This window comes from Paenalcaligenes sp. DL 463 (assembly GCF_057475185.1).
This window is the reverse complement of the sequence record NZ_JBYBKX010000001.1, coordinates 925043-945352: the sequence shown is the minus strand read 5'-3', so window position 1 is coordinate 945352 and position 20310 is coordinate 925043. Positions and strand designations below refer to the sequence as shown.

Annotated in this window: 19 protein-coding genes; 11 read left to right on the top strand and 8 right to left on the bottom strand. The window is 50.5% G+C overall.

All coding sequences use genetic code 11. From position 1 onward, the window contains the following. Positions 1 to 849 carry a DMT family transporter gene (locus AC2UZI_RS04365; protein WP_486942597.1) on the top strand — a complete coding sequence of 283 codons (849 nt, stop codon included), beginning with the start codon at positions 1 to 3 and terminating at the stop codon, positions 847 to 849. Here AC2UZI_RS04365 and AC2UZI_RS04360 read toward each other — a convergent pair. The 5 genes from AC2UZI_RS04360 to AC2UZI_RS04340 all read right to left on the bottom strand — a co-directional run bounded on the left by AC2UZI_RS04360 (position 811) and on the right by AC2UZI_RS04340 (position 6340). Next, complete coding sequence (locus tag AC2UZI_RS04360; protein ID WP_486942596.1) at positions 811 to 2226, bottom strand: MFS transporter; 1416 nt, start codon at positions 2224 to 2226, stop codon at positions 811 to 813. The two genes, AC2UZI_RS04365 and AC2UZI_RS04360, sit on opposite strands and share 39 nt — an antisense overlap. Before the next feature lie 98 nt (positions 2227 to 2324). Then, on the bottom strand, positions 2325 to 2828 hold the full coding sequence (locus AC2UZI_RS04355; RefSeq protein WP_486942595.1) for a peroxiredoxin: 504 nt from the start codon (positions 2826 to 2828) through the stop codon (positions 2325 to 2327). 440 nt (positions 2829 to 3268) lie between these two features. Then, positions 3269 to 4594: a TRAP transporter large permease gene (locus AC2UZI_RS04350; RefSeq protein ID WP_486942594.1), complete on the bottom strand. Its 1326-nt coding sequence runs from the start codon at positions 4592 to 4594 to the stop codon at positions 3269 to 3271. Then, positions 4591 to 5211 carry a TRAP transporter small permease gene (locus tag AC2UZI_RS04345; RefSeq protein WP_486942593.1) on the bottom strand — a complete coding sequence of 207 codons (621 nt, stop codon included), beginning with the start codon at positions 5209 to 5211 and terminating at the stop codon, positions 4591 to 4593. Before AC2UZI_RS04345 ends, AC2UZI_RS04350 begins: the two co-directional genes overlap by 4 nt. Positions 5212 to 5350: 139 nt before the next feature. Next, complete coding sequence (locus AC2UZI_RS04340) at positions 5351 to 6340, bottom strand: TRAP transporter substrate-binding protein (protein ID WP_486942592.1); 990 nt, start codon at positions 6338 to 6340, stop codon at positions 5351 to 5353. 119 nt (positions 6341 to 6459) lie between these two features. Between AC2UZI_RS04340 and AC2UZI_RS04335 the strand changes: the two genes are divergently transcribed. The 7 genes from AC2UZI_RS04335 (at position 6460) to AC2UZI_RS04305 (ending at position 12206) form a co-directional block, all read left to right on the top strand. Beyond that, on the top strand, positions 6460 to 8409 hold the full coding sequence (locus AC2UZI_RS04335) for an ATP-binding protein (protein ID WP_486942591.1): 1950 nt from the start codon (positions 6460 to 6462) through the stop codon (positions 8407 to 8409). Further along, entirely contained in the window at positions 8406 to 9050 is a 645-nt protein-coding gene (locus tag AC2UZI_RS04330) for a response regulator transcription factor (RefSeq protein WP_486942590.1), read from the top strand. Before AC2UZI_RS04335 ends, AC2UZI_RS04330 begins: the two co-directional genes overlap by 4 nt. 170 nt (positions 9051 to 9220) lie before the next feature. Continuing rightward, complete coding sequence (gene moaC / locus AC2UZI_RS04325) at positions 9221 to 9721, top strand: cyclic pyranopterin monophosphate synthase MoaC (RefSeq protein ID WP_486943712.1); 501 nt, start codon at positions 9221 to 9223, stop codon at positions 9719 to 9721. A gap of 9 nt (positions 9722 to 9730) precedes the next feature. Further along, complete coding sequence (locus AC2UZI_RS04320) at positions 9731 to 9982, top strand: MoaD/ThiS family protein (protein WP_486942589.1); 252 nt, start codon at positions 9731 to 9733, stop codon at positions 9980 to 9982. A 2-nt stretch (positions 9983 to 9984) separates the two neighbouring features. After that, entirely contained in the window at positions 9985 to 10458 is a 474-nt protein-coding gene (locus AC2UZI_RS04315; protein WP_486942588.1) for a molybdenum cofactor biosynthesis protein MoaE, read from the top strand. Continuing rightward, on the top strand, positions 10455 to 10961 hold the full coding sequence (gene moaB, locus AC2UZI_RS04310) for a molybdenum cofactor biosynthesis protein B (protein ID WP_486942587.1): 507 nt from the start codon (positions 10455 to 10457) through the stop codon (positions 10959 to 10961). The genes AC2UZI_RS04315 and moaB overlap by 4 nt, the downstream gene beginning before the upstream one ends. Positions 10962 to 10994: 33 nt before the next feature. Next, positions 10995 to 12206: a molybdopterin molybdotransferase MoeA gene (locus tag AC2UZI_RS04305; RefSeq protein WP_486942586.1), complete on the top strand. Its 1212-nt coding sequence runs from the start codon at positions 10995 to 10997 to the stop codon at positions 12204 to 12206. Between the two features lie 22 nt (positions 12207 to 12228). On the opposite strand, the gene mobA is transcribed toward AC2UZI_RS04305, so the two are convergent. The 3 genes from mobA to AC2UZI_RS04290 are packed head-to-tail and all read right to left on the bottom strand — an operon-like array spanning position 12229 to position 15090. Further along, positions 12229 to 12840, bottom strand: a complete 612-nt coding sequence (mobA, locus tag AC2UZI_RS04300; protein ID WP_486942585.1) for a molybdenum cofactor guanylyltransferase MobA — start codon at positions 12838 to 12840, stop codon at positions 12229 to 12231. Continuing rightward, entirely contained in the window at positions 12837 to 13952 is a 1116-nt protein-coding gene (gene moaA, locus AC2UZI_RS04295; RefSeq protein WP_486942584.1) for a GTP 3',8-cyclase MoaA, read from the bottom strand. Before moaA ends, mobA begins: the two co-directional genes overlap by 4 nt. A gap of 46 nt (positions 13953 to 13998) precedes the next feature. Beyond that, positions 13999 to 15090, bottom strand: coding sequence for a substrate-binding domain-containing protein (locus AC2UZI_RS04290; protein WP_486942583.1), 1092 nt, complete (start codon positions 15088 to 15090; stop codon positions 13999 to 14001). A 203-nt stretch (positions 15091 to 15293) separates the two neighbouring features. Between AC2UZI_RS04290 and AC2UZI_RS04285 the strand changes: the two genes are divergently transcribed. Genes AC2UZI_RS04285 through fdhF form a run of 3 tightly spaced genes read left to right on the top strand, consistent with a single transcriptional unit; the run spans position 15294 to position 20298 of the window. Further along, a complete protein-coding gene (locus AC2UZI_RS04285) occupies positions 15294 to 15797 on the top strand; it encodes a formate dehydrogenase subunit gamma (protein ID WP_486942582.1) in 504 nt (167 codons plus the stop codon). Then, entirely contained in the window at positions 15797 to 17380 is a 1584-nt protein-coding gene (locus tag AC2UZI_RS04280; RefSeq protein ID WP_486942581.1) for a formate dehydrogenase beta subunit, read from the top strand. The genes AC2UZI_RS04285 and AC2UZI_RS04280 overlap by 1 nt, the downstream gene beginning before the upstream one ends. A gap of 11 nt (positions 17381 to 17391) precedes the next feature. After that, on the top strand, positions 17392 to 20298 hold the full coding sequence (gene fdhF / locus AC2UZI_RS04275; RefSeq protein ID WP_486942580.1) for a formate dehydrogenase subunit alpha: 2907 nt from the start codon (positions 17392 to 17394) through the stop codon (positions 20296 to 20298). Positions 20299 to 20310 lie beyond the last annotated feature (12 nt).

The window sequence follows — 20310 nt, the reverse complement described above, 5'->3', positions numbered from 1 at the left end:
ATGCATCTACTCATCGCCAGTATTTTCTGCAGCGTTGCCGTTTCAATTTTTTTGAAATTAGCTCGTAAACATCAAATTGATGTAGCACAGGCCATTGGGGTTAACTACCTTACCGCCATCGCACTTTGCATTGTGCTTCTTCGGCCTGCCCCCATCAGTGTCATCGAATCCAACACTCCCTTATGGATTCTGCTTTTACTGGGCTTTCTATTACCAACCGTATTTATCGTGATGGCACGTGCCGTTGACAAGGCTGGCATTGTATTAAGTGATGCCGCACAACGTTTATCGCTCGTCTTGCCATTATTAGCCGCTGCTTTTATTTTTGGCGAAACCATCGCGGGAACAAAGCTACTGGGTGTCGCACTGGCGATTGCTGCTCTGGTTTGCTTAGTCATTAAGCCCACTAAAGGCACATCAGGATCGCAGCAGCATCAGGCGGCACTGTACTTAGTACTGGTGTGGCTAGGCTATGGCCTTATTGATATTCTGTTCAAACAGTTATCTAAGGGGGGAGCACAGTTTGCGGGAAGTTTGGTCGTTACCTTTGTGATGGCGGCGGTCGTCATGTTTGGGTTCCTACTGTTTAGCCGCACGCTATGGCAACGTAAAAGCTTAGTATCAGGAATCGTCTTGGGCTTGCTGAACTTCGGCAATATTTATTTTTACATCAAAGCTCACCAACACTTTCCAGAAAACCCGACCCTGGTGTTTTCAGCCATGAACATCGGCGTCATCACGATGGGGACGTTAGTGGGCGCTGGCTTCTTTAAAGAGAAACTTAGCCGTGCTAACCTACTGGGTATTGCTTTAGCGATTAGTGCTATCGTCGCCCTGATCCCTCGTTAATAACGAGTCTACGATCTCGGTGGACTCTGGAGGCAGCGGCATCATGGGTTCTGGGTCTGGGTCTAGCTCGCGGGGCAGTTCGGCCTCGGGGTCGGGGTTCAGGTACTCGTCTTCCATCACCGGATCGTGCGAAATATCGCTAGCGATATCAACACGTGGATCAAGCGCTGCTGTTGCTGTAGAGCTGGGCAAGGTATCTGGCATTGGCACAAACTCGGTCGGCGCATCGACGCTTAAATGGTCTCCTGAGACTTTTTGTGGACGTATCAACAACACAAGCGAAGCCCCACACGCTGCCACAAACACATAATAAAGCGAACTGCCAAAATGGTTCATTAAGGCACCTGCCGTAAGGGGCCCAATACAGGCGCCTAAGCCGTACACCATATATAAAATGGCACTTAAACCCACACGCCTTTCTGGATCAACGTTGTCATTCGCAAAAGCCGCCCCCAATGGGTATAAGGTAAATTGCAGCACACCAAAGGCGGCAGAAAAAACCAATAACAGGGCAAAAGAGACGTCAAACCATCCCCATAACGGAATGGCCAGCGCGAGAATAAAGACAGCGTTTATGCGCATCATTTTGACGCGATCGAAACGATCGGCTAACCACCCTACTGGCCACTGCGCCATGACCCCGGCCGCCACGGATGCGGCAACAAATAGCGCCACTTGTTCACTGCTTAAATTAACGCGCACCCCATACACTGGGGCCAAACCATAAAAAGCACCAGTGATCATACCCGCCACAAACAATACGGTCATGGACAACGGTACCCGCTCAATGTAGTAGCGTGGATTAATTGGGGCAGGCACTTGCAACGCGGGGTGCATTCGCCGCGTTATTGCAATAGGAATTAAGCTAGCCACTGAACAAATTGCCACAAACACCAAGGGTTGGTAATTCATGGTGGGAAATAATGTCAGGGTTAACTGCCCTAAAACGGTACCCAAACTGGATACCAACATATAGAAAGCAAAGACAGTTCCGCGTTTGTTATTTTCTGTTTGCTGGTTAAGCCAGCTTTCTATACCCATAAACTGTGCGACCATGCCCGCCCCCGCGACGAAACGCAAGGCCAACCACACCCACATGCTGTCTACCATGATTTGAACAAGCACACAGACCGTTACCACAGCGGCGCTGGCAGCGTAAGCTCGGATGTGCCCAACGCCCATAATAAGGCGATGCCCAACTCGGGCCCCAAACACCAAGCCCAAATAATAGGCGGCAATTAAGCCACCGACCCAAATTTCGGACACAGCGGCATCGGTTAACCGCAAGCCTATATAGGTATTGAATAGGCCCGAGCCCATCAATAACATCAAGGTGGCTAAATAGAGCGAGAAAAAGGGGCCTACTGCACCGATCATGGATGACTCAAGACAAAAAAGAAACGATGCCGACCCTCAGGCCGGCACAAGTGAACTAGGCTACGCCATAAGGTAGCTAGACACTAAATCATAACAACTTAAAGTTGCTTCAATAGCGTATCGGCATCGCTTTTCTCTAGCCCGCCACCGGCATCAACGTTAAGTTGCTTAACAACACCGTCATCCAATAGCGCAGAGAAACGCTGTGAGCGTACGCCCAGCCCTTTAGCACTTAGATCAAACTCTAAGCCCAATTTACGTGTCCAGTCGCCGCTTCCATCGGCTAACAAGCGCACTTTATCGCCAACCTGTTGATCTTTGCCCCATGCTCCCATAACGAAAGGATCATTAACCGAGATGCACCAAATTTCATCCACCCCTTTGGCCTTGAACTCGTCGGCCTTGCCAATAAAGCCAGGAAGGTGCTGTTCAGAGCACGTAGGTGTAAAGGCGCCTGGGACGGCAAACACAGCAATTTTTTTACCCGCGACCAGATCATTGACCTCAAAGGTATTTGGGCCAACGGCACACGTATCAGTCGCCGTTTCGATGTACTGAGCCAAGGTTGCGTTTGGTACTTTATCGCCTATTTTAATCGACATAATCTCTCCACATTAATAGAAGGTTGCGACATCTGCATCGCAACGCTGTATGAATATGATACTAAGCTAAAAGCCAGCCTCAAAGTACGTATAGCGCATACCAAAAGGGGCTAACTGTAAAAAATAATTAACGACGATTTTATGACCCGATACAGGCCTAAATGGTTTGCAGCCAAGCTATCATTTTACTCGAGGCGACAGGGCTCGTAACCAGATCCAAATGCCCTACGCTCTCAAGTTGCTCAATCACCGCGTGAGGCACCAAAGGTCGAATCACGGGTTCAAAATGTGGCGCTATAAAAGCCTCGTCCTGATCACCAACTAACAGCAATAGCGGCACCTGCAATCCACGTAGGTCTGATCGGAAACCGGCAGGATTAAACCCCCTCATCATTCTATAAGTTATAAAAAAAGCCCCCTAAAAGGGGGCTGGCTGAGCGTTACATCCATCCACTAATTCGCGGCAACCACAAGGTGATTTCAGGAACAAAGGTAATCAACATCAAGAAGACCAGCCCAGTTAATAACCACGGAATGGTTGATTTTGTGACTTCGGTTAATCCCAGCCTCGATATACTTGAGGCCACATAAAGGTTAAGCCCCACAGGAGGCGTGGCTAACCCAATCTCCATATTAACAATCAACATAATGCCAAAATGCACAGGGTCCATGCCTAGCTTCATGGCGACGGGGAACAAAATGGGGGCCATGATAAGAATTAAGCCTGAAGGCTCCATCACCATGCCAATAATTAGCACTAATAAGTTAACAAACAGTAAAAACGCGATCAGGCCCATTCCTTGATCCACAATCCATGCCGCGATGCTTTGTGGAATTTGCTCTGACGTCAGAATAAACGCAAACATCACCGCGTTCGTAATGATGTAGAGCAACATGGCACTCATTGCTGAGGCTTCCAGCACAATACGGCCAACCTGACGTATCTTGATATCCTTATAAACCCAGACCGCGATAAAGAAGGCATAAACGGCACTAATGGCAGCGGCTTCGGTCGGTGTGAACACGCCAGAGTAAATTCCACCCATCACAATAACGATCAGCATCAACCCCCAGATGGAATCCTTAAAAGCCAACCAGCGCTCTCGTCCAGAGGCTTTGGGCATGCGTGGATAATCGAGCTTCCATGCACGATACATCGTCGTCATACCCAGCATAAAAGCAAGGATAAGACCGGGCACCACACCAGCAATAAATAGCTGTCCGATAGACGCTGTTCCCACCCGCGCACCGTCCGGACCTTCCACCATCATGCCGCTGGTTGCTACCGCATACATCACCATCACGATAGACGGCGGCAACAAGATGCCCAGACCGCCAGATGTTGCGACAATCCCTGTCCCAAATTGTGCTGGAAAGCCTTGCTTCACCATGGCCGGAATCATGATTGAGCCAATCGCCGCCACCGTTGCAGGTGAAGACCCACTGATGGAAGCAAATAGCGCACACGCCAGTACCGCGGCCAAGCCCATACCTCCTGGCAAATGCCCTACCATGGCAGCAGCAAAACGTATCATTCGTTGCGCCACGCCGCCGTGGGTCAAAAAGCCCCCTGCCAGAATAAAGAATGGAATCGCCATGATTTCAAACTTCTCAATTCCGGTGAACAGTTTCAAAGCGATACTGTCCATCGGCACACTGGTCATGGTGAATAAGAAGGTCATCACGGTCAGACCGAGTGCAATCGACACCGGCATTCCCGTCAACAACAACACGCCAAGCAGCGCGAAAATAATAAAACTAATCATGCGGCGTCTCCGTTGGCGGTGGATTCTTCAAGCAAACTTCCGCCCGGGGTATAGTGCGCTTGCTCTCCTGTTTTTAGGTAGTGATACAGCGCTTCAAGGAAGCGAAAGCACATCAACACTGAACCCGCTGGTACGGCCAGATAAACGAGCCAGACTGGCACCTCTAAGTCGGCTGAAACCTGTGCCGTTTGGCTAATGTCATAAACGAAGCTGCCGCCAATCCATGCGACCAGAGCGGTAAAAATCGCGCCCGCTAACAATGAGATCACCACTAAAATTTTTTGTTTTGCGGGTGACACCATATTTACTAAGACGTCCACACCCACGTGGATACCAATGCGTACGCCATAGGCCGCACCAAACTTCGCCATCCACACAAACAGATAAATACAGAGCTCTTGGGCCCATAACATATTCAGCCCCACTACCGTGCGATACACGGAGCGGCTTTGCGCTAAGAGCTGTGGATAATCATTGGCTCTGGCCCAAGCGACAATATCCGCTATCAGGGTCATGGAATACCGCTGACAGACTGCAACAAAAATGATGAGTACAGCCGCGATCATGAGCACAGAGACAAAGATCTCTTCGAACTTATTTAAGTAACGTAAAAACATGGCTTCTCCGTGGCCTGAATCGATCAGGCTGCATGAGCCGTCGATATCGTTGCCGAGCCTACAATGAGTTGGGCGCTGAGGTGGCCCTGAACCGGAACTTCCCGATGTGCCCGTTGCGCACATCGGGAGCGTTCATTACCTATGACCCAACGGCCTGATAAACCGCTTCAATGGTTTCAGCACCAATGCGTGATTCCATGGCTTTGTGTACAGGGCGTAATTGCTCAATCCACTCTTGACGCTGCTCGGGTGTTAGTTCGTGAAAAGTCGTGCGCCCGGACTCTCTCATGGCTTTCATCGAGTCGTCATTTTCTTGCTCTGAAATGTTATTGGCGTACTCAGTGGCCTCATCCAGTGCTTTTTCTAATGGATTACGAATGGCTTCGTCTAGCTCATCCCAGAACTTTTTATTGACGATCACGGCATAGCCTAAATAACCGTGGTTCGAAAGGGTCGCATGCTTTTGTACCTCGTGCATTTTCTGAGTGTACATATTGGATGGTGGGTTCTCCGTACCGTCCACAACCCCCGTTTGCAACGCCTGATACACCTCAGAGAACGCCATCACCTGCGGTACTGCATCCAGAGCCTGCATTTGCGACTCGAGCACCTTGGATGATTGAATCCGCATCTTCAGACCCAAAAAGTCATCAACGCTATGCAACGGTGAATTGGCACTCATGACCTTGAAACCGTTATCCCAATACGCTAGACCTTTAATTCCCTTAGGCTCTAACTTAGCCAGTAGCTGCTTACCCACGTCCCCATTCGTAACCTTACGAAGTTGATCTTTGTCTTGAAAGATAAAAGGCAAGTCGAACACTTCAAACTCGCGCGCACCCAGCGGGCCAAACTTAGCAAGTGAAGGCGCCAACATATGTACTGCCCCTAATTGCAAAGCCTCTAGCTCTTCTTTATCTTTATAGAGCTGTGAGTTTGGGTAGACTTCCACAACGACCTTGCCTTCGGTGTACTTCTCGGCAAGCTCTTTAAAGCGGTCTGCTCCTTTACCTTTTGGTGTATCAGGAGACACAACATGGCTAAACTTAATCACCAAAGGCGCATTTGCCATGGCGTTAGACGCAAAAAAAGCCGATGCAACAAGGGTAGCAGCAAGAATTTTTTTCATTGTTTCCTCCGTGCCCGAACTCAGGGTTTAGGCCCGATGTAATTATTAAGAACTAGCTAGTACGTAGATTACGAAGCATCCAACCTTTTAACCATTGTGGAAATCCGAAACGGCCGTTCATGATTACCCTTAGAAAGACTGATCGTCGCAATCACGTCGAATCAACGCTTAGCTCGACAGTAATGAGCTACATGCCTATTTTGGCAATTGCCATTATTGTGATTCTGATCGGGTTATTCATTGCAGTGGTCAAAAATGATCGTGCTGAAGAGCAACGTAACAAGCTGATCGAAGATGCGTTATGGGTAGAACAAAATCTGGTGTTTCACCTGCGTATTTATGAATCTAATTTAGAACGTATTGCCGCTGACTTAAGCACATCAACACAGCAATCCGAGCTTTATGCACGCTTGGCGCACATGAAAACCATTCACTCTGAGTTGATGAGCATCACGTGGATTAACACCCAAGGGGAGGCGTTGCTTACCCTGCCACAAGGCTACAGCCCTGATCAGCCTCCGTTGTTACCCGTGCCCCAAATGAAAGCGTGGCGTCCGGCCTATTATTCGGCGCAGCATAACGACACGCTGGTCGATATTGTTTTTCCGATTTTCAATGAAAAAAACGAAATAAGCGGAGCGCTGCAAGCCTCGATCTCATTAAGCCAATTACTGACTAACCACGTTCCTTGGTGGGTGGCCGAAAACTACGAGGTGGTACTCATTAATAACAGCGATCAGGTCATCGCTCGACGAGTTAAAACCGCCTCTACCACCAATGCACTGGATCACAGCATGTCGGTGGACCCGCCGCTACACGGTGTGCGTTTACGACTCACACCCTACCTAAGCCCCTCCACCCCCACGCTTACGCTTCTTATCACGGTTATCGTTGGCTTAGCCATACTGGCTATTATTAATCTATTGGTCCAACACTATTACGCCCGCAAACGTCGCCAAGCCGAACAGGCATTGCTGGATGAGCAAGCCTTCAGGCGAGCCATGGAAAATTCCATTACCACGGGTTTACGTGCTCGCGATCTACATGGACGCATTCTGTACGTCAACCCAGCATTTTGCCATCTAGTAGGACGAAACGAAGCCGATGTAATCGGCTTAACGCCCCCGATGCCGTGGTGGCCACCCGAAATGCTAAGTGAAACCTTAGAGCGGCATTACCAACAAAACCAAACCCCTAAGGCACAAAGTTTCGAAACTCGTTTTATGCAGCCCGATGGTACGTTGCTTGATGTTCAGGTACACGAAGCCCCCTTGGTCAATAGCCAAGGCAAACACATGGGATGGATGGGATCGATTATCGATATCACGGGTCGTAAAGCGCAGGAAGAATATGCCAGTCAACAGGCAGAACAACTGCAACACACCGCGCACCTGATGACCATGGGTGAAATGACCACCACACTGGCACACGAGTTGAATCAACCACTTTCTGCTGTTGCGAGTTATACGGCAGGATGCATGAATCTCTTAAAGCAACACGACCCCATCGAGCATGAGGTACTGAAAGGCTTAGAACACATCGCTGAGCAAAACCGACGTGCGGGAGAAATCATCCGTCGCACTCATGACTTTGTGCGCAAACGCGAGCCGCTATTACTGGAAGAGAATCTGCGGACTATGATACAAAGTAGCCTCTCTGTTATGCATGCCGAACTTCGCAAACATCAGGTCACGCTAAACACCAAACTTCCCGCAACGTCCGTTACCGTGATGGCAGATCAAATCATGGTCGAGCAAGTTATTCTAAACTTACTGCGTAATGCGCTTGATTCCGTGCGTAGCATAACCACTCGCCACCGCATCATTGAAGTCAGCGTCGAATGCCACGATCAACACGCACTCATTATTGTTAGTGATAATGGCGCAGGAGTCGAAGACGCCATGGTTCCATTGCTATTCCAGCCTTTCGCCACTACAAAAAAACAAGGGATGGGCATTGGCCTTAATATTTGTCGCTCAATTATCGAGCTACACCATGGCACCTTATGGTACGAGGCAACAAGCACGCCCGGTGCTGTTTTCGTTTTTACCTTACCGTTAACCACATGATGAAAACCTTAACTTCAGAAGCCCTGGTTCACATTATCGATGACGAGCCCGCAATACGTGACTCACTTTCGTGGCTTTTTAAAACCAGAAATGTGCCAACTCAGTGCTGGGAGTCCGGCGAGTCATTTTTGGCGCACTGGACGCCTGAGTTAACAGGATGCTTACTACTCGACATACGCATGGATGGCATGTCGGGGTTAGAACTATTTGATGCCTTGCTAAAGAGGGGAGCCACACAGCCCGTGATATTTCTCAGTGGTCACGGTGACTTGCCAATGGCCGTGGCGTCGCTTAAGCAAGGTGCGGCCGATTTTATCGAAAAGCCCTTTAACGATAATGACCTCGTAGACCGCGTGCTAAACGTACTGCAGCAATACGAGCATGACAAAGAGCAGCGCGAACAACACCTAGAATGGGCCACTAAAATATCGTCGCTCTCTAATCGCGAAAAACAAGTATTGGAACTTGCGCTAAAAGGCATGCTGAACAAGCAAATCGCCGATGAGTTGGACATTACAATGCGCACTGTAGAGGTGCACCGAGCTCGAGCGCTTGAGAAAACAGGGGCAAAAAATTTATTAGAATTAGCGCACCTACTTCGGAATGAAGATTTACTGTCTACCGATGCTCCCCAAGCTTGAATGTCATGCACAACCATGATTACTTGAAGGGTTAGCGACCTACGATAGCAACGACTACGTCTATACTAATTCATCAGTCTGTGTGTAGGCTCCTTAGCAACAACACGCAGACCGCATCAAAACACGAGAGAGAGATTGTGAATTCGAATCATAAACCCACTGGATATACCGTGGCCGATAGTACCGCCCACTTAAGTCACCTCGACGAGCACGGACAAGTGCGAATGGTAGACGTTAGCCATAAACAGCTTAACCCGCGCACAGCCATTGCCGTCGGCCATATCCGCTTAGGCACAGAAGCCTTCAAACTGCTTTCTGCTCAAGACAATGCAAAGGGTGAGGTGTTGAATACAGCACGTATTGCTGGCGTTTTAGCCGCGAAGCGTTGCGCCGACCTTATTCCACTTTGCCACAGCTTACCGCTGGATTTTGTGGGCATCGACTTCGAAAGTGATGCCAGCACTCGCCGCATTACGGTTCGAGCCACCTGCAAAACCACCCATAGCACGGGCGTTGAAATGGAAGCCATGACGGCTTGTAGCGTCGCAGCACTAACCATCTACGACATGTGTAAGGCTGCCGATAAGGGCATCATCATCGAACGGATACAACTCGAATACAAGGCGGGCGGGAAAAGCGGTGAATGGCATGCTGACCCCGCCACGCTTTAGGAGATAACCATGCCAACGCATATCAATGTTTTATATTTTGCACAGGTAGCAGAAATTACCGGAACGCGCAGCGAGCGCTGGGAAATCGGCCAGCCCATGTTAGTTCGTGATTGGCTCAATGATGTGGTCAAGAAATACCCCGATATCGCTCCCTTACAACAGCGTTTGAAAGTGGCGATCAATCAATACTATGTCAATCACGAGTCCACCATTAACCCAGACGATGAGGTTGCCGTTTTTGAACCTGTGACCGGAGGCTAACCATGATCACCGTACAAGAACACGACTTCGACGTTGGGGAGCTGGTGTCTGAGCTTTACGCTACCAACGAGGGGCAAACTGGCGCGTTGCTCAGTTTTGTAGGCTACGTGCGCGATTACGATACAAACTCTGTCACCCAAACCTTAGAGCTCGAACACTACCCAGGTATGTGTGAACGAGAAATACAAGCCATCTGTGATCAAGCCCTAAAACGCTGGGACATTCAAAACGTTCGCGTAGTGCATCGGGTAGGTTCACTCAATCGCAACGAACAAATTGTGTTTGTTGGCGTGAGTAGTGCCCATCGCGGCGAAGCCTTCAAGGCGGGTGAGTACATCATCGATGCGCTAAAAACTCGCGCCCCCTTCTGGAAGCGGGAAATCTTAGCCGATGGAAAACAGTTCTGGGTTCAACAACACGAAAACGACGCCTTGAAAACAGCCCAATGGGACAACCCCGACGCGGAAAACACATGAGCACCCCCGATAAGAAAGTTCTGAACTGCGCTGTATTGACCGTCTCGAATAGCCGCAATATCGATACCGACACATCAGGGCTGTATCTACGCGAACGCCTTGACGAAGCGGGCCACCGTTGCATAGCCTCAAACATTTTGCCTAACGATGTGTATCGCTTACGGGCCCAGCTAAGCCAATGGATCGCCGACCCTGATATTCATGTCATTCTTTGTAATGGCGGAACCGGTTTCGCTGACAAAAAGAAATCCACTATTGCCGCCGTGCGACCATTACTGGACATGGAAATCACCGGCTTTGGCGAGCTCTTCAGAGCCTTATCCTACGCCGACATTGGCAGCTCTAGTCTGCAATCCGATGCCTTAGCTGGCATCGCGAATGCGCATTATATTTTTTGTTTACCCGGCTCGACTGGGGCGTGCAAGCTCGCGTGGGAAAAAATTCTTGATTCCCAGTTAGATAGCCGCCACAAGCCCTGTAATGTGGCTGAGAGTTGTGCGTAGCCTTTTTATTTTCACGATTTACACTTGAAGCTTATGACCTTACTCGATTTTGATATTGCCCAAGACCAACTTATTCAAGCCGGCACTCGGCCTCAATCGTCTGAGCGAGTAACCGTTCAACAGTCTCGTGGGCGCGTTCTGGCTGAAAACGTCAACGCCACCATTAATATCCCGCCAGCCGATAACAGCGCAATGGATGGCTACGCCATACGTTTTGCCGATTTTGCTGAAGGTGTTCGCTTTCCTATACAACAACGCGTGTACGCAGGCGACGTTCCTCAAGCACTGCAACCGGGAAATGCCATTCGACTGTTCACTGGCAGCCTACTTCCTGAGGGTGCAGACACTATCGTCATGCAGGAGCACGGCACCGAAACCGACGAGCAATTGCTGGTTAATGTCGCCCCCCGACAAGGCCAGCATGTTCGTATCGCCGGTGAAGACATGGCAGTAGGCAACGTGGTGATCGAACAAGGCACCGTGATAGGCAGTGCTCAAATTGCCATTTTGGCCTCGCAAGGTATTACCGACGTCAATGTCTACCCTACGTTAAAGGTAGGTATTCTGACCACGGGCGACGAACTGATACAACCAGGCTCCACCTTGCAACCCGGCCAAATCTATAATTCTAATGCCGCAATGCTAGCGGCTCTCGCTGAGCAATTGAAGGTTGATGTCACTCACATCATCCATGCAAAAGACACCTTAGAAGCCATACAAGACGCCATTCGCTCCCTGAGTGAGTCTTGCGATGTGGTACTAACGGTAGGTGGTGTATCCGTGGGCGACAAAGATCTGGTGAAGCCAGCCATCGAATCGCTAGGTGGTGAAATGCAGATGTGGCGTGTACGCATGAAACCAGGCAAACCGGTCGCATTGGCACGCGTCAATAACACGCCTATTGTAGGTTTACCTGGAAACCCTGTTTCCGCCTATACCGTATTCACACTGATGGTCAGCCCGTTAATTCGCAACATGCAAGGCCGAAGCAACGTACTGCCGCGCATCCTACAAGGCCGCCTAAACAGTGAACAAAGCTACCGCGGAGATCGCGACGAGTTTCTGCGGGTTCAAGCTGGCGACGCCAACAACGGTGTCATCCAAATCACTCCCCATGCGCTACAAGGTTCAAATATATTGAGCTCTCTGGCGTGGGCCTCCGGCTTAGCACGTGTCCCCGCAGATAGCACCTGCTCAGACGGCGCCAACGTTGCGTATTACGACTTCGATATCTGGGGCTATTAACGCGAACGTCTTACGTGGCGCCCTACTCATCCGATAGGCGCTGCGCTTCGAGCCACTGCTCTACGGTATTAATATTGGCAAACAGTGGCTCGGCCTCGACCCCAAAGGACACAGACTGAGCCCCAACCTCTTCTAACCAGCGCTGCACACGCCGCTCTCCACTTTCAAGAAACGAACGTAAGCTTGCTCGAAGCTCTTGATGCACCAGCAAGCAAAGTGGATGCGCTCGTTCAGCAGTTGCAAAAAAAGCCTGTGCCTCCACGTTCGATGCCTGAGCGTTAAGAAGTCGCGTAATGACTTGCTGTGGCAAGAAAGGGCTATCAACGGGAAGGCAGACGAGCCATGGGGTTTGAATGTGCTCAAGCGCCGTCAAGAGGCCAACCAGCGGCCCCTGCCAACGACTAAAGCTGGGATCATCATTGACGACCTCGCCATAGCGGGCATAAAGCGCTGTGTGCTGATTCGCACTAATCAATACGGTAGAGGCGTACGGCTTTAATTTGGCGACGGCATGACTAATAAGCGGCTGGCTAGCCAATTGCAGTAAGCCCTTATCGACCGCCCCTAAAGCTTGCAGTCGACGGGATTGGCCACCGGCCAATACCAAGGCACTGAGGCTACGTTGATCAATCATCCGCCGATATGGCTCATTTCGACTTTCTGTCGTGCCACCGTCTGATCACCTCGAATTTCTGAATATCGATCGCCCCGTCGACGCCATGTGCTCGACACAAAGCCTGCGATCTCATCGTCGCTTGCGCCGGAACGCAGCAACTCACGCACGTCATAACCTTTAGAGCCAAATAAACACAAAAACAGCTGGCCCTCGGGCGACAGTCTCATGCGCGTACAGTCGCCACAGAACGGCTTGGAAACACTGGTGATAACACCCACTTCACCACAACCGTCAATATAGCGATAACGCCCAGCGACCTCGCCCACGTAATTCGCCTTCACGGGCTCGAGTGGAAAATGCTCATGAATAGCAGCACAGATTTCTTCGCCTGTAATGACCTCACGTAGGTTCCAGCCATTACTATTGCCCACATCCATGTACTCAATAAAACGCAGAATATGAGAGGTTTCACGGAAATAGCGGGCCATAGGGACGATTTGATCATCGTTAAGCCCCTTACGTACCACCATGTTGACCTTAACGGGGCTTAAACCCTCTGCATGCGCCACCTCAATGCCGTGTAATACCGTATCCACTGACACTTTGCTGTCACTAAGGTTGGCGAAGCGTACATCTTCCAACGCATCCAAACTTACCGTGACACGATGCAAGCCTGCCGCTTTCAATGCTTTAGCTTTTTTCGCCAACAAGGTGCCGTTCGTGGTCATGGCCAACTCAATTGGCTTGCCTTCAGGCGTGCGCAGCTCGGCCAGCATGGCGATTAAATCTTCGATATGACGGCGCAACAGGGGCTCGCCACCGGTAAGCCGAATTTTCTGCACGCCCAGATTCACACCCAGTTTCGCGATACGCGTAATTTCTTCGAAACTTAGTAATTGCTGCTGCGCGAGAAACTCATAATCAGCACCAAAGACCTCTCGTGGCATACAGTACGTACACCGAAAGTTGCATTTATCGGTAACTGAAATGCGTAAATCGCGTAGAGGGCGATGCAATAAATCGCCCACCCCTTGCGAAGCGACAGGAATGACTCTAGGACGTTTCTCTTTCAAACTGTTTTGCTCCGTAGTCTCTGCTTGCGTGACAACATTGTGAGTGGCACTGTTCATAATGGCCCTGTAGTAGACAGGATATAATAATTGACTTGTGCATTAATCATATACTCGAATAGGCGGCAATTTCGCCAAAAGCCTCTTCAAGCGTCAGGATTGCGCCATTGCCTTCGGCGGAATAGCCAACCAACTGACCCATATACGCTTGATAATCATCGCCCGTGATTAACTCTAAAAACCGCTGCACGGGGGCCGAATCAATCAAGTCTTTATGAACCGCAAAAAAATATCGTTCTTGCGCTAAGGGTATGTAGTCAAGCCCGCACCGCCATGCGGCAGTTTCTACCCCAAAGCCCACATCAGCCATGTTGCTCGCCACCAGTGCTGCGACCGCCATGTGGGTGAGCTCGGTACTATCAAAACCGTGAATATTCGACTCGTTCAGTTTAAGGTCATGAAGGATTAAGTCCAATAAATAACGGGTGCTTGAACCGATCTGCCGATTCACAAAACGCACTTCAGGCCTGACTAAATCAGCGACTGAATGTACGCCACGTGGGTTTCCCTGCTGTACAAACAAACCCGTGTTTCGATTACTGAGATAAATCAGCCGATGCTGTTCTGGATTCAACCATTCTCGGTAACGACGCACTGCATTGTCTTGATACTTACCTAAAGGCACCTGAAAACCGGCCAAATCACATTCGCGTCGAACCAAGGACCCTAAGGCTTCGATCGCTGTTCGGTAGCGAAGTTCAAGTGGTAAATAATCTTTATCCGTTGCTAAACGGATCAAACCCTCTACCGCAAAGCCGTGGCTCGCATGAATACGTAAATGTTGAGGCTGCTCGCTATACAGTCGCAAAAGCTCTTCTTGTAACTCAAAAGCCATGCTTTCAAGTGTTGGGGTAAGTCGAGCATGGACGCGTCGATTGGCCCACAGTAGCCGTTTCGCAAACTCGGTCAAGGTAGAGCCTTGCCCCCTTGAGGTTTCGATAAGCGAGGCTTTGAGTTGCGCTTCAGCAGAGCGAATCAAACCCCATGCATGACGATAAGACAGCGAGCTAGCTTTCGCGGCAGCCGTGATATTGCCTAACGATTCGATGGCAGCAAGCAAACGCAAGACGTCACCTAAGTACAGAACGTCCCCACCCGTGCTTTCTAGTACCCATTCAGATTGGATTCTGGCTTTCAATGCTTACCCCACAATGATCACAATGCGATGCGCCTTAATATGTTTATCAAAACATATGAAAAAGGCATATATGCACAAATTAACCTATTGATATATGGCTCATACCTTTGTAGATTATAGGTGCAGCTACAACAATAATATGCAAAGCCATACATATAAGCAACGGCGATTCGTCGCCAACCCTGGTGGTTAAGGACAAATTTATGCACATACCCTCAAACGCTGATCAGTTCGAGCCAGCGGGTGTTGATTATCAGCAAGTCGTCAATGCGGCGCTAGAACAACACATAGACAAGCGTGGAAATCTATTACCTATTTTGCACTGTATTCAAGATGAAATAGGTCATATTCCCGACGCCGTACTCCCTTTGCTTGCGCGGGCATTGAATTTGTCTCGTGCCGAAATATACGGCGTGATTAGCTTCTATGCCCACTTCAGACAAAAGCCCACAGGCAAACATGTGCTTGAAGTCTGTATGGCCGAGGCCTGTCAGTCGATGCGTAGCCAAGAGCTTGCGCAGCATGCTCGTAACAAGCTCTCCTGTGACTTTCATGAAACCTCGCCAGATGGTTCGGTCAGCTTAGAACCGGTTTACTGCCTTGGTCTCTGTGCTCAATCTCCAGCCGTTATGCTGGATGGAAAACCTTACGCAAAAATGAGTCCCGAGCGGCTTGATCATTTGCTTGCATCCGAAGGAGCGAAATAATGAATCATTCCATTCGTGTTTTTGTACCTGCCGATACCGCAGCCGTTGCTGTGGGGGCTAACGACATTGCAACTGCCATTCAAGCACGTGCAGCCGAGCAACAACTCAACATCGAACTGATCCGTAACGGATCGCGTGGCATGTTGTGGCTAGAAACGCTCGTTGAAATCGAAGGCCCTGAAGGTCGCGTTGCTTATGGCCCCGTCACCCTTGACGACCTTGATTCGCTGTTTGAGGCGAACTGGCTAGCGTGCCAACCTCATCCGCTGTGCCACGGCTTAACGGAAGACATTCCCTACTTAAAAAACCAAGAGCGTCTTACCTTTGCCAGGGTGGGCATTACCGACCCCTTGGATTTAGCGGCCTATCAGGCTCATGGTGGTTTCGAAGGCTTAAACAACGCGCTCGCCATGTCAGCAGCCGATATCGTAAAAACCGTGACTGACTCTGGCTTACGCGGACGCGGAGGCGCCGCTTTCCCTACTGGGATTAAGTGGAACACCGTATTACAAGCCCACGCTGATCAAAAATTCATCGTCTGTAATGCCGATGAAGGCGACTCAGGCACCTTTTCTGATCGTTTGCTGATGGAAGGCGATCCCTACACCTTAATCGAAGGGATGATCATTGCCGGCCTAGCCGTTGGTGCAACAGAAGGTTATATCTATGTGCGCTCTGAGTATCCCTTAGCGATCAACGTGTTGTCCGCAGCCATCGACCGCGCTCAGACCGCTGGATGGTTAGGCGACAACATCGCTGGCTCAGGCAAAGCGTTCCACCTTGAGGTACGTAAAGCGGCTGGTGCCTATATTTGCGGTGAAGAGACCTCTTTACTTGAAAGCTTAGAAGGCAAGCGCGGCGTCGTACGCTTTAAACCTCCCCTCCCCGCCCTTGAAGGCTTCATGGGTAAACCTACCGTTGTGAATAACGTGATTTCGCTGGGGTCTGTACCCATTATCTTAGCCAAAGGCAGCGATTATTATCGAGATTACGGCATGGGACGCTCACGCGGCACCTTAGCCTTCCAGATCACCGGTAACGTGAAGCACGGCGGTTTAGTCGAAAAAGCATTTGGCATCACCTTACGTGAACTTCTGTTTGATTTTGGAGGCGGCTCAGCATCGGGACGCCCCTTACGTGCTGTGCAGGTGGGCGGACCTCTGGGTGCTTACTTACCCGAACACCAATGGGATGTACCGCTCGATTACGAAGCCTACATGGCCACATCCGCGATGGTCGGCCATGGTGGAATCGTCGCCTTTGACGAAACGGTCGATATGGGACACATGGCCCAATACGCGATGGAGTTCTGTGCTATCGAATCCTGTGGTAAGTGTACGCCCTGTCGAGTGGGCTCCGTACGCGGAGTCGAAGTGATACAAAAAATTCGTCAAAACACCGAGCGCGAAGCCAATACGATATTGCTGCGCGAACTGTGTGACACCATGATGGCTGGATCGCTCTGCGCTCTAGGCGGCATGGCCCCCTATCCTGTGCTCTCTGCAATGGAACATTTTGCTAGCGACTTTGGCCTTGAAGCCACCGCCACTGATGTTTCATCTACAGACCAGCAAACCGCTTAAAGGAGTCCGTCATGCTAGAGACTGTCGCCATTCGTGACCGAGATTTCGGTACCCCTGCTTCACTCAGCACCCAAATGGTAGCGCTAACCATTGATGGGCATCAGATCAGTGTGCCCGAAGGCACCTCCGTCATGCGTGCTGCAGCCATTGCAGGGATTAATATTCCCAAGCTCTGTGCTTCCGACACCCTCGAAGCCTTCGGCTCTTGCCGTGTGTGCTTAGTTGAAATCGAGGGTCGTCGTGGTCAGCCCGCTTCGTGCACCACGCCGGTTGAGGCCGGCATGGTTGTCACCACCGAAAACGAGCGTCTTAATACGCTACGTAAGAATGTGGTTGAGCTTTATATCTCTGATCACCCCTTAGACTGTTTAACCTGCCCAGCCAACGGAAACTGCGAGCTTCAAGATACCGTCGGTGTGGTTGGCTTACGTAACGTGCGCTATGGCTTCGAAGGAGCTAACCATTTTCACAGCGAGCAAGATGAAAGCAACCCGTACTTTACTTACGATCCCTCGCTTTGTATCGTCTGTAGCCGCTGTGTGCGTGCTTGTGAAGAAGTCCAAGGTACCTTTGCATTAACCGTAGAAGGCCGTGGCTTTGACTCACGCATTGTGGCCGGCCAAAACGATGGGTTTCTGGAAAGCGATTGCGTCTCGTGTGGCGCCTGCGTTCAAGCTTGCCCAACCTCGTCGTTAATGGAAAAATCAGTGATCGACATGGGTCAACCTGAACATGCCGTCCTGACCACCTGTGCCTACTGTGGCGTGGGCTGTGGCTTTAAAGCCGAAATGAAAGGCGAGCAAGTTGTACGCATGACCCCTTGGAAAGACGGCAAAGCTAACCGAGGGCATTCCTGCGTTAAGGGCCGTTTCGCCTTTGGCTACACCACTCACGAAGATCGTATTCTCAACCCCATGATTCGCTCCAGCATTCATGACCCATGGAAAGAAGTATCGTGGGAAGAGGCGCTTAGCTATGCCGCCTCTGAGATGAAACGCATCCAAGCCAAGTACGGTCATGATTCGATTGGTGGGATTACCTCGTCACGTTGTACGAACGAAGAAACCTACCTTGTTCAGAAACTGGTACGTGCTGCTTTTGGTACCAATAACGTGGATACGTGTGCTCGCGTCTGCCACTCTCCTACTGGCTACGGTCTGAAACAAACGCTAGGCGAGTCCGCAGGAACCCAAACCTTTGACTCGGTGATGCACACCGATGTAGCCATTGTCATAGGCGCGAACCCAAGTGATGCGCACCCTGTGTTTGCTTCCCGCTTAAAGCGTCGTTTACGTGAAGGCGCTAAACTCATCGTTGTGGATCCCCGCGCGACGGATCTGGTTAGCTCGCCCCACATTAAGGCTGATTTCCATCTGCCGTTACTACCCGGCACGAACACGGCCTTACTGACCGCCTTAGCTCACGTTATTGTCACCGAAGGTTTGGTAGACGAAAACTACGTACAAGAACGCTGTGATCTGGATGCGTTTACTGACTGGAGAGAGTTTGTCAGCCAACCAGAGCACTCTCCAGAAGCCACCGAAGCAACAACGGGCGTATCAGCTGCTGACGTACGTGGCGCAGCCCGTCTGTATGCTAAGGCCGGTAACGGTTCAATTTATTATGGTTTAGGCGTTACCGAACACAGCCAAGGCTCGACGACAGTCATGGCGATCGCCAATCTGGCCATGGCCACAGGAAACATTGGTCGCGAAGGCGTCGGTGTGAACCCCCTTCGCGGACAGAACAACGTTCAAGGTTCCTGCGACATGGGCTCGTTCCCTCACGAACTTCCGGGCTATCGTCATATTTCTGATGATGTGGTGCGCGCCGAGTTCGAAGCCGCATGGGGCGTAACGCTGCAGTCAGAACCTGGGTTACGTATTCCCAACATGTTCGATGCCGCCGTCAGTGGTTCATTCATGGGCTTATATTGCCAAGGCGAAGACATCGTGCAATCTGACCCAGACACCCAGCATGTAGCCGCTGCGCTATCTGCAATGGAATGCATCATTGTTCAAGATTTATTCTTGAACGAAACAGCCAAATACGCCCACGTTTTCTTACCCGGGTCGTCATTCCTTGAAAAAGACGGCACCTTTACGAACGCCGAGCGACGTATTTCTCGCGTGCGTAAAGTGATGGAACCGAAAAATGGTATGGCCGATTGGGAGATCACTTGCGCTCTTTCTAACGCGTTGGGCTACCCCATGAACTATAACCATCCTAAAGAAATTATGGATGAGATTGCCAGCTTAACGCCTACCTTTACTGGCGTATCTTTTGACTTGATTGACGAGTTAGGCAGCGTGCAGTGGCCGTGTAACGAGGCCGCGCCTGCAGGTACCGAAACCATGCACATTGATGAGTTTGTGCGTGGCAAGGGCAACTTTATTGTGACGCAATACATTCCAAGCGAAGAACGTAGTACACGACGCTTCCCACTGCTTCTGACCACGGGCCGCATCTTGTCGCAATATAACGTAGGAGCGCAAACCCGCCGAACCCATAACGTCGCATGGCACCAAGAAGATCTGCTCGAGCTGCACCCACAAGACGCCGAGGATCGCGGCATACGTACGGGTGACTTTGTATCGATTAAAAGTCGTGCGGGGGAAACGGTTCTGCGTGCCACGGTCACCACCGCCATGCAGCCAGGCGTGGTGTACACTACGTTCCACTTTCCTGAGTCAGGCGCTAACGTGGTCACCACTGACAGCTCTGACTGGGCGACGAACTGCCCTGAGTACAAAGTGACTGCCGTACAGGTAAATAAAGTCACCCAAGCTCAATCCTCCGAGTGGCAATCTAAATGGACGGATTTCAACGACTTACAACAACGCTTGCTCAGCGGAGCTGATTCAGAGTCAGCAGAACTCAGCGACACAACGGCTGAAACACCCGTCATGCAACAGTAAGAATCGGAGCTA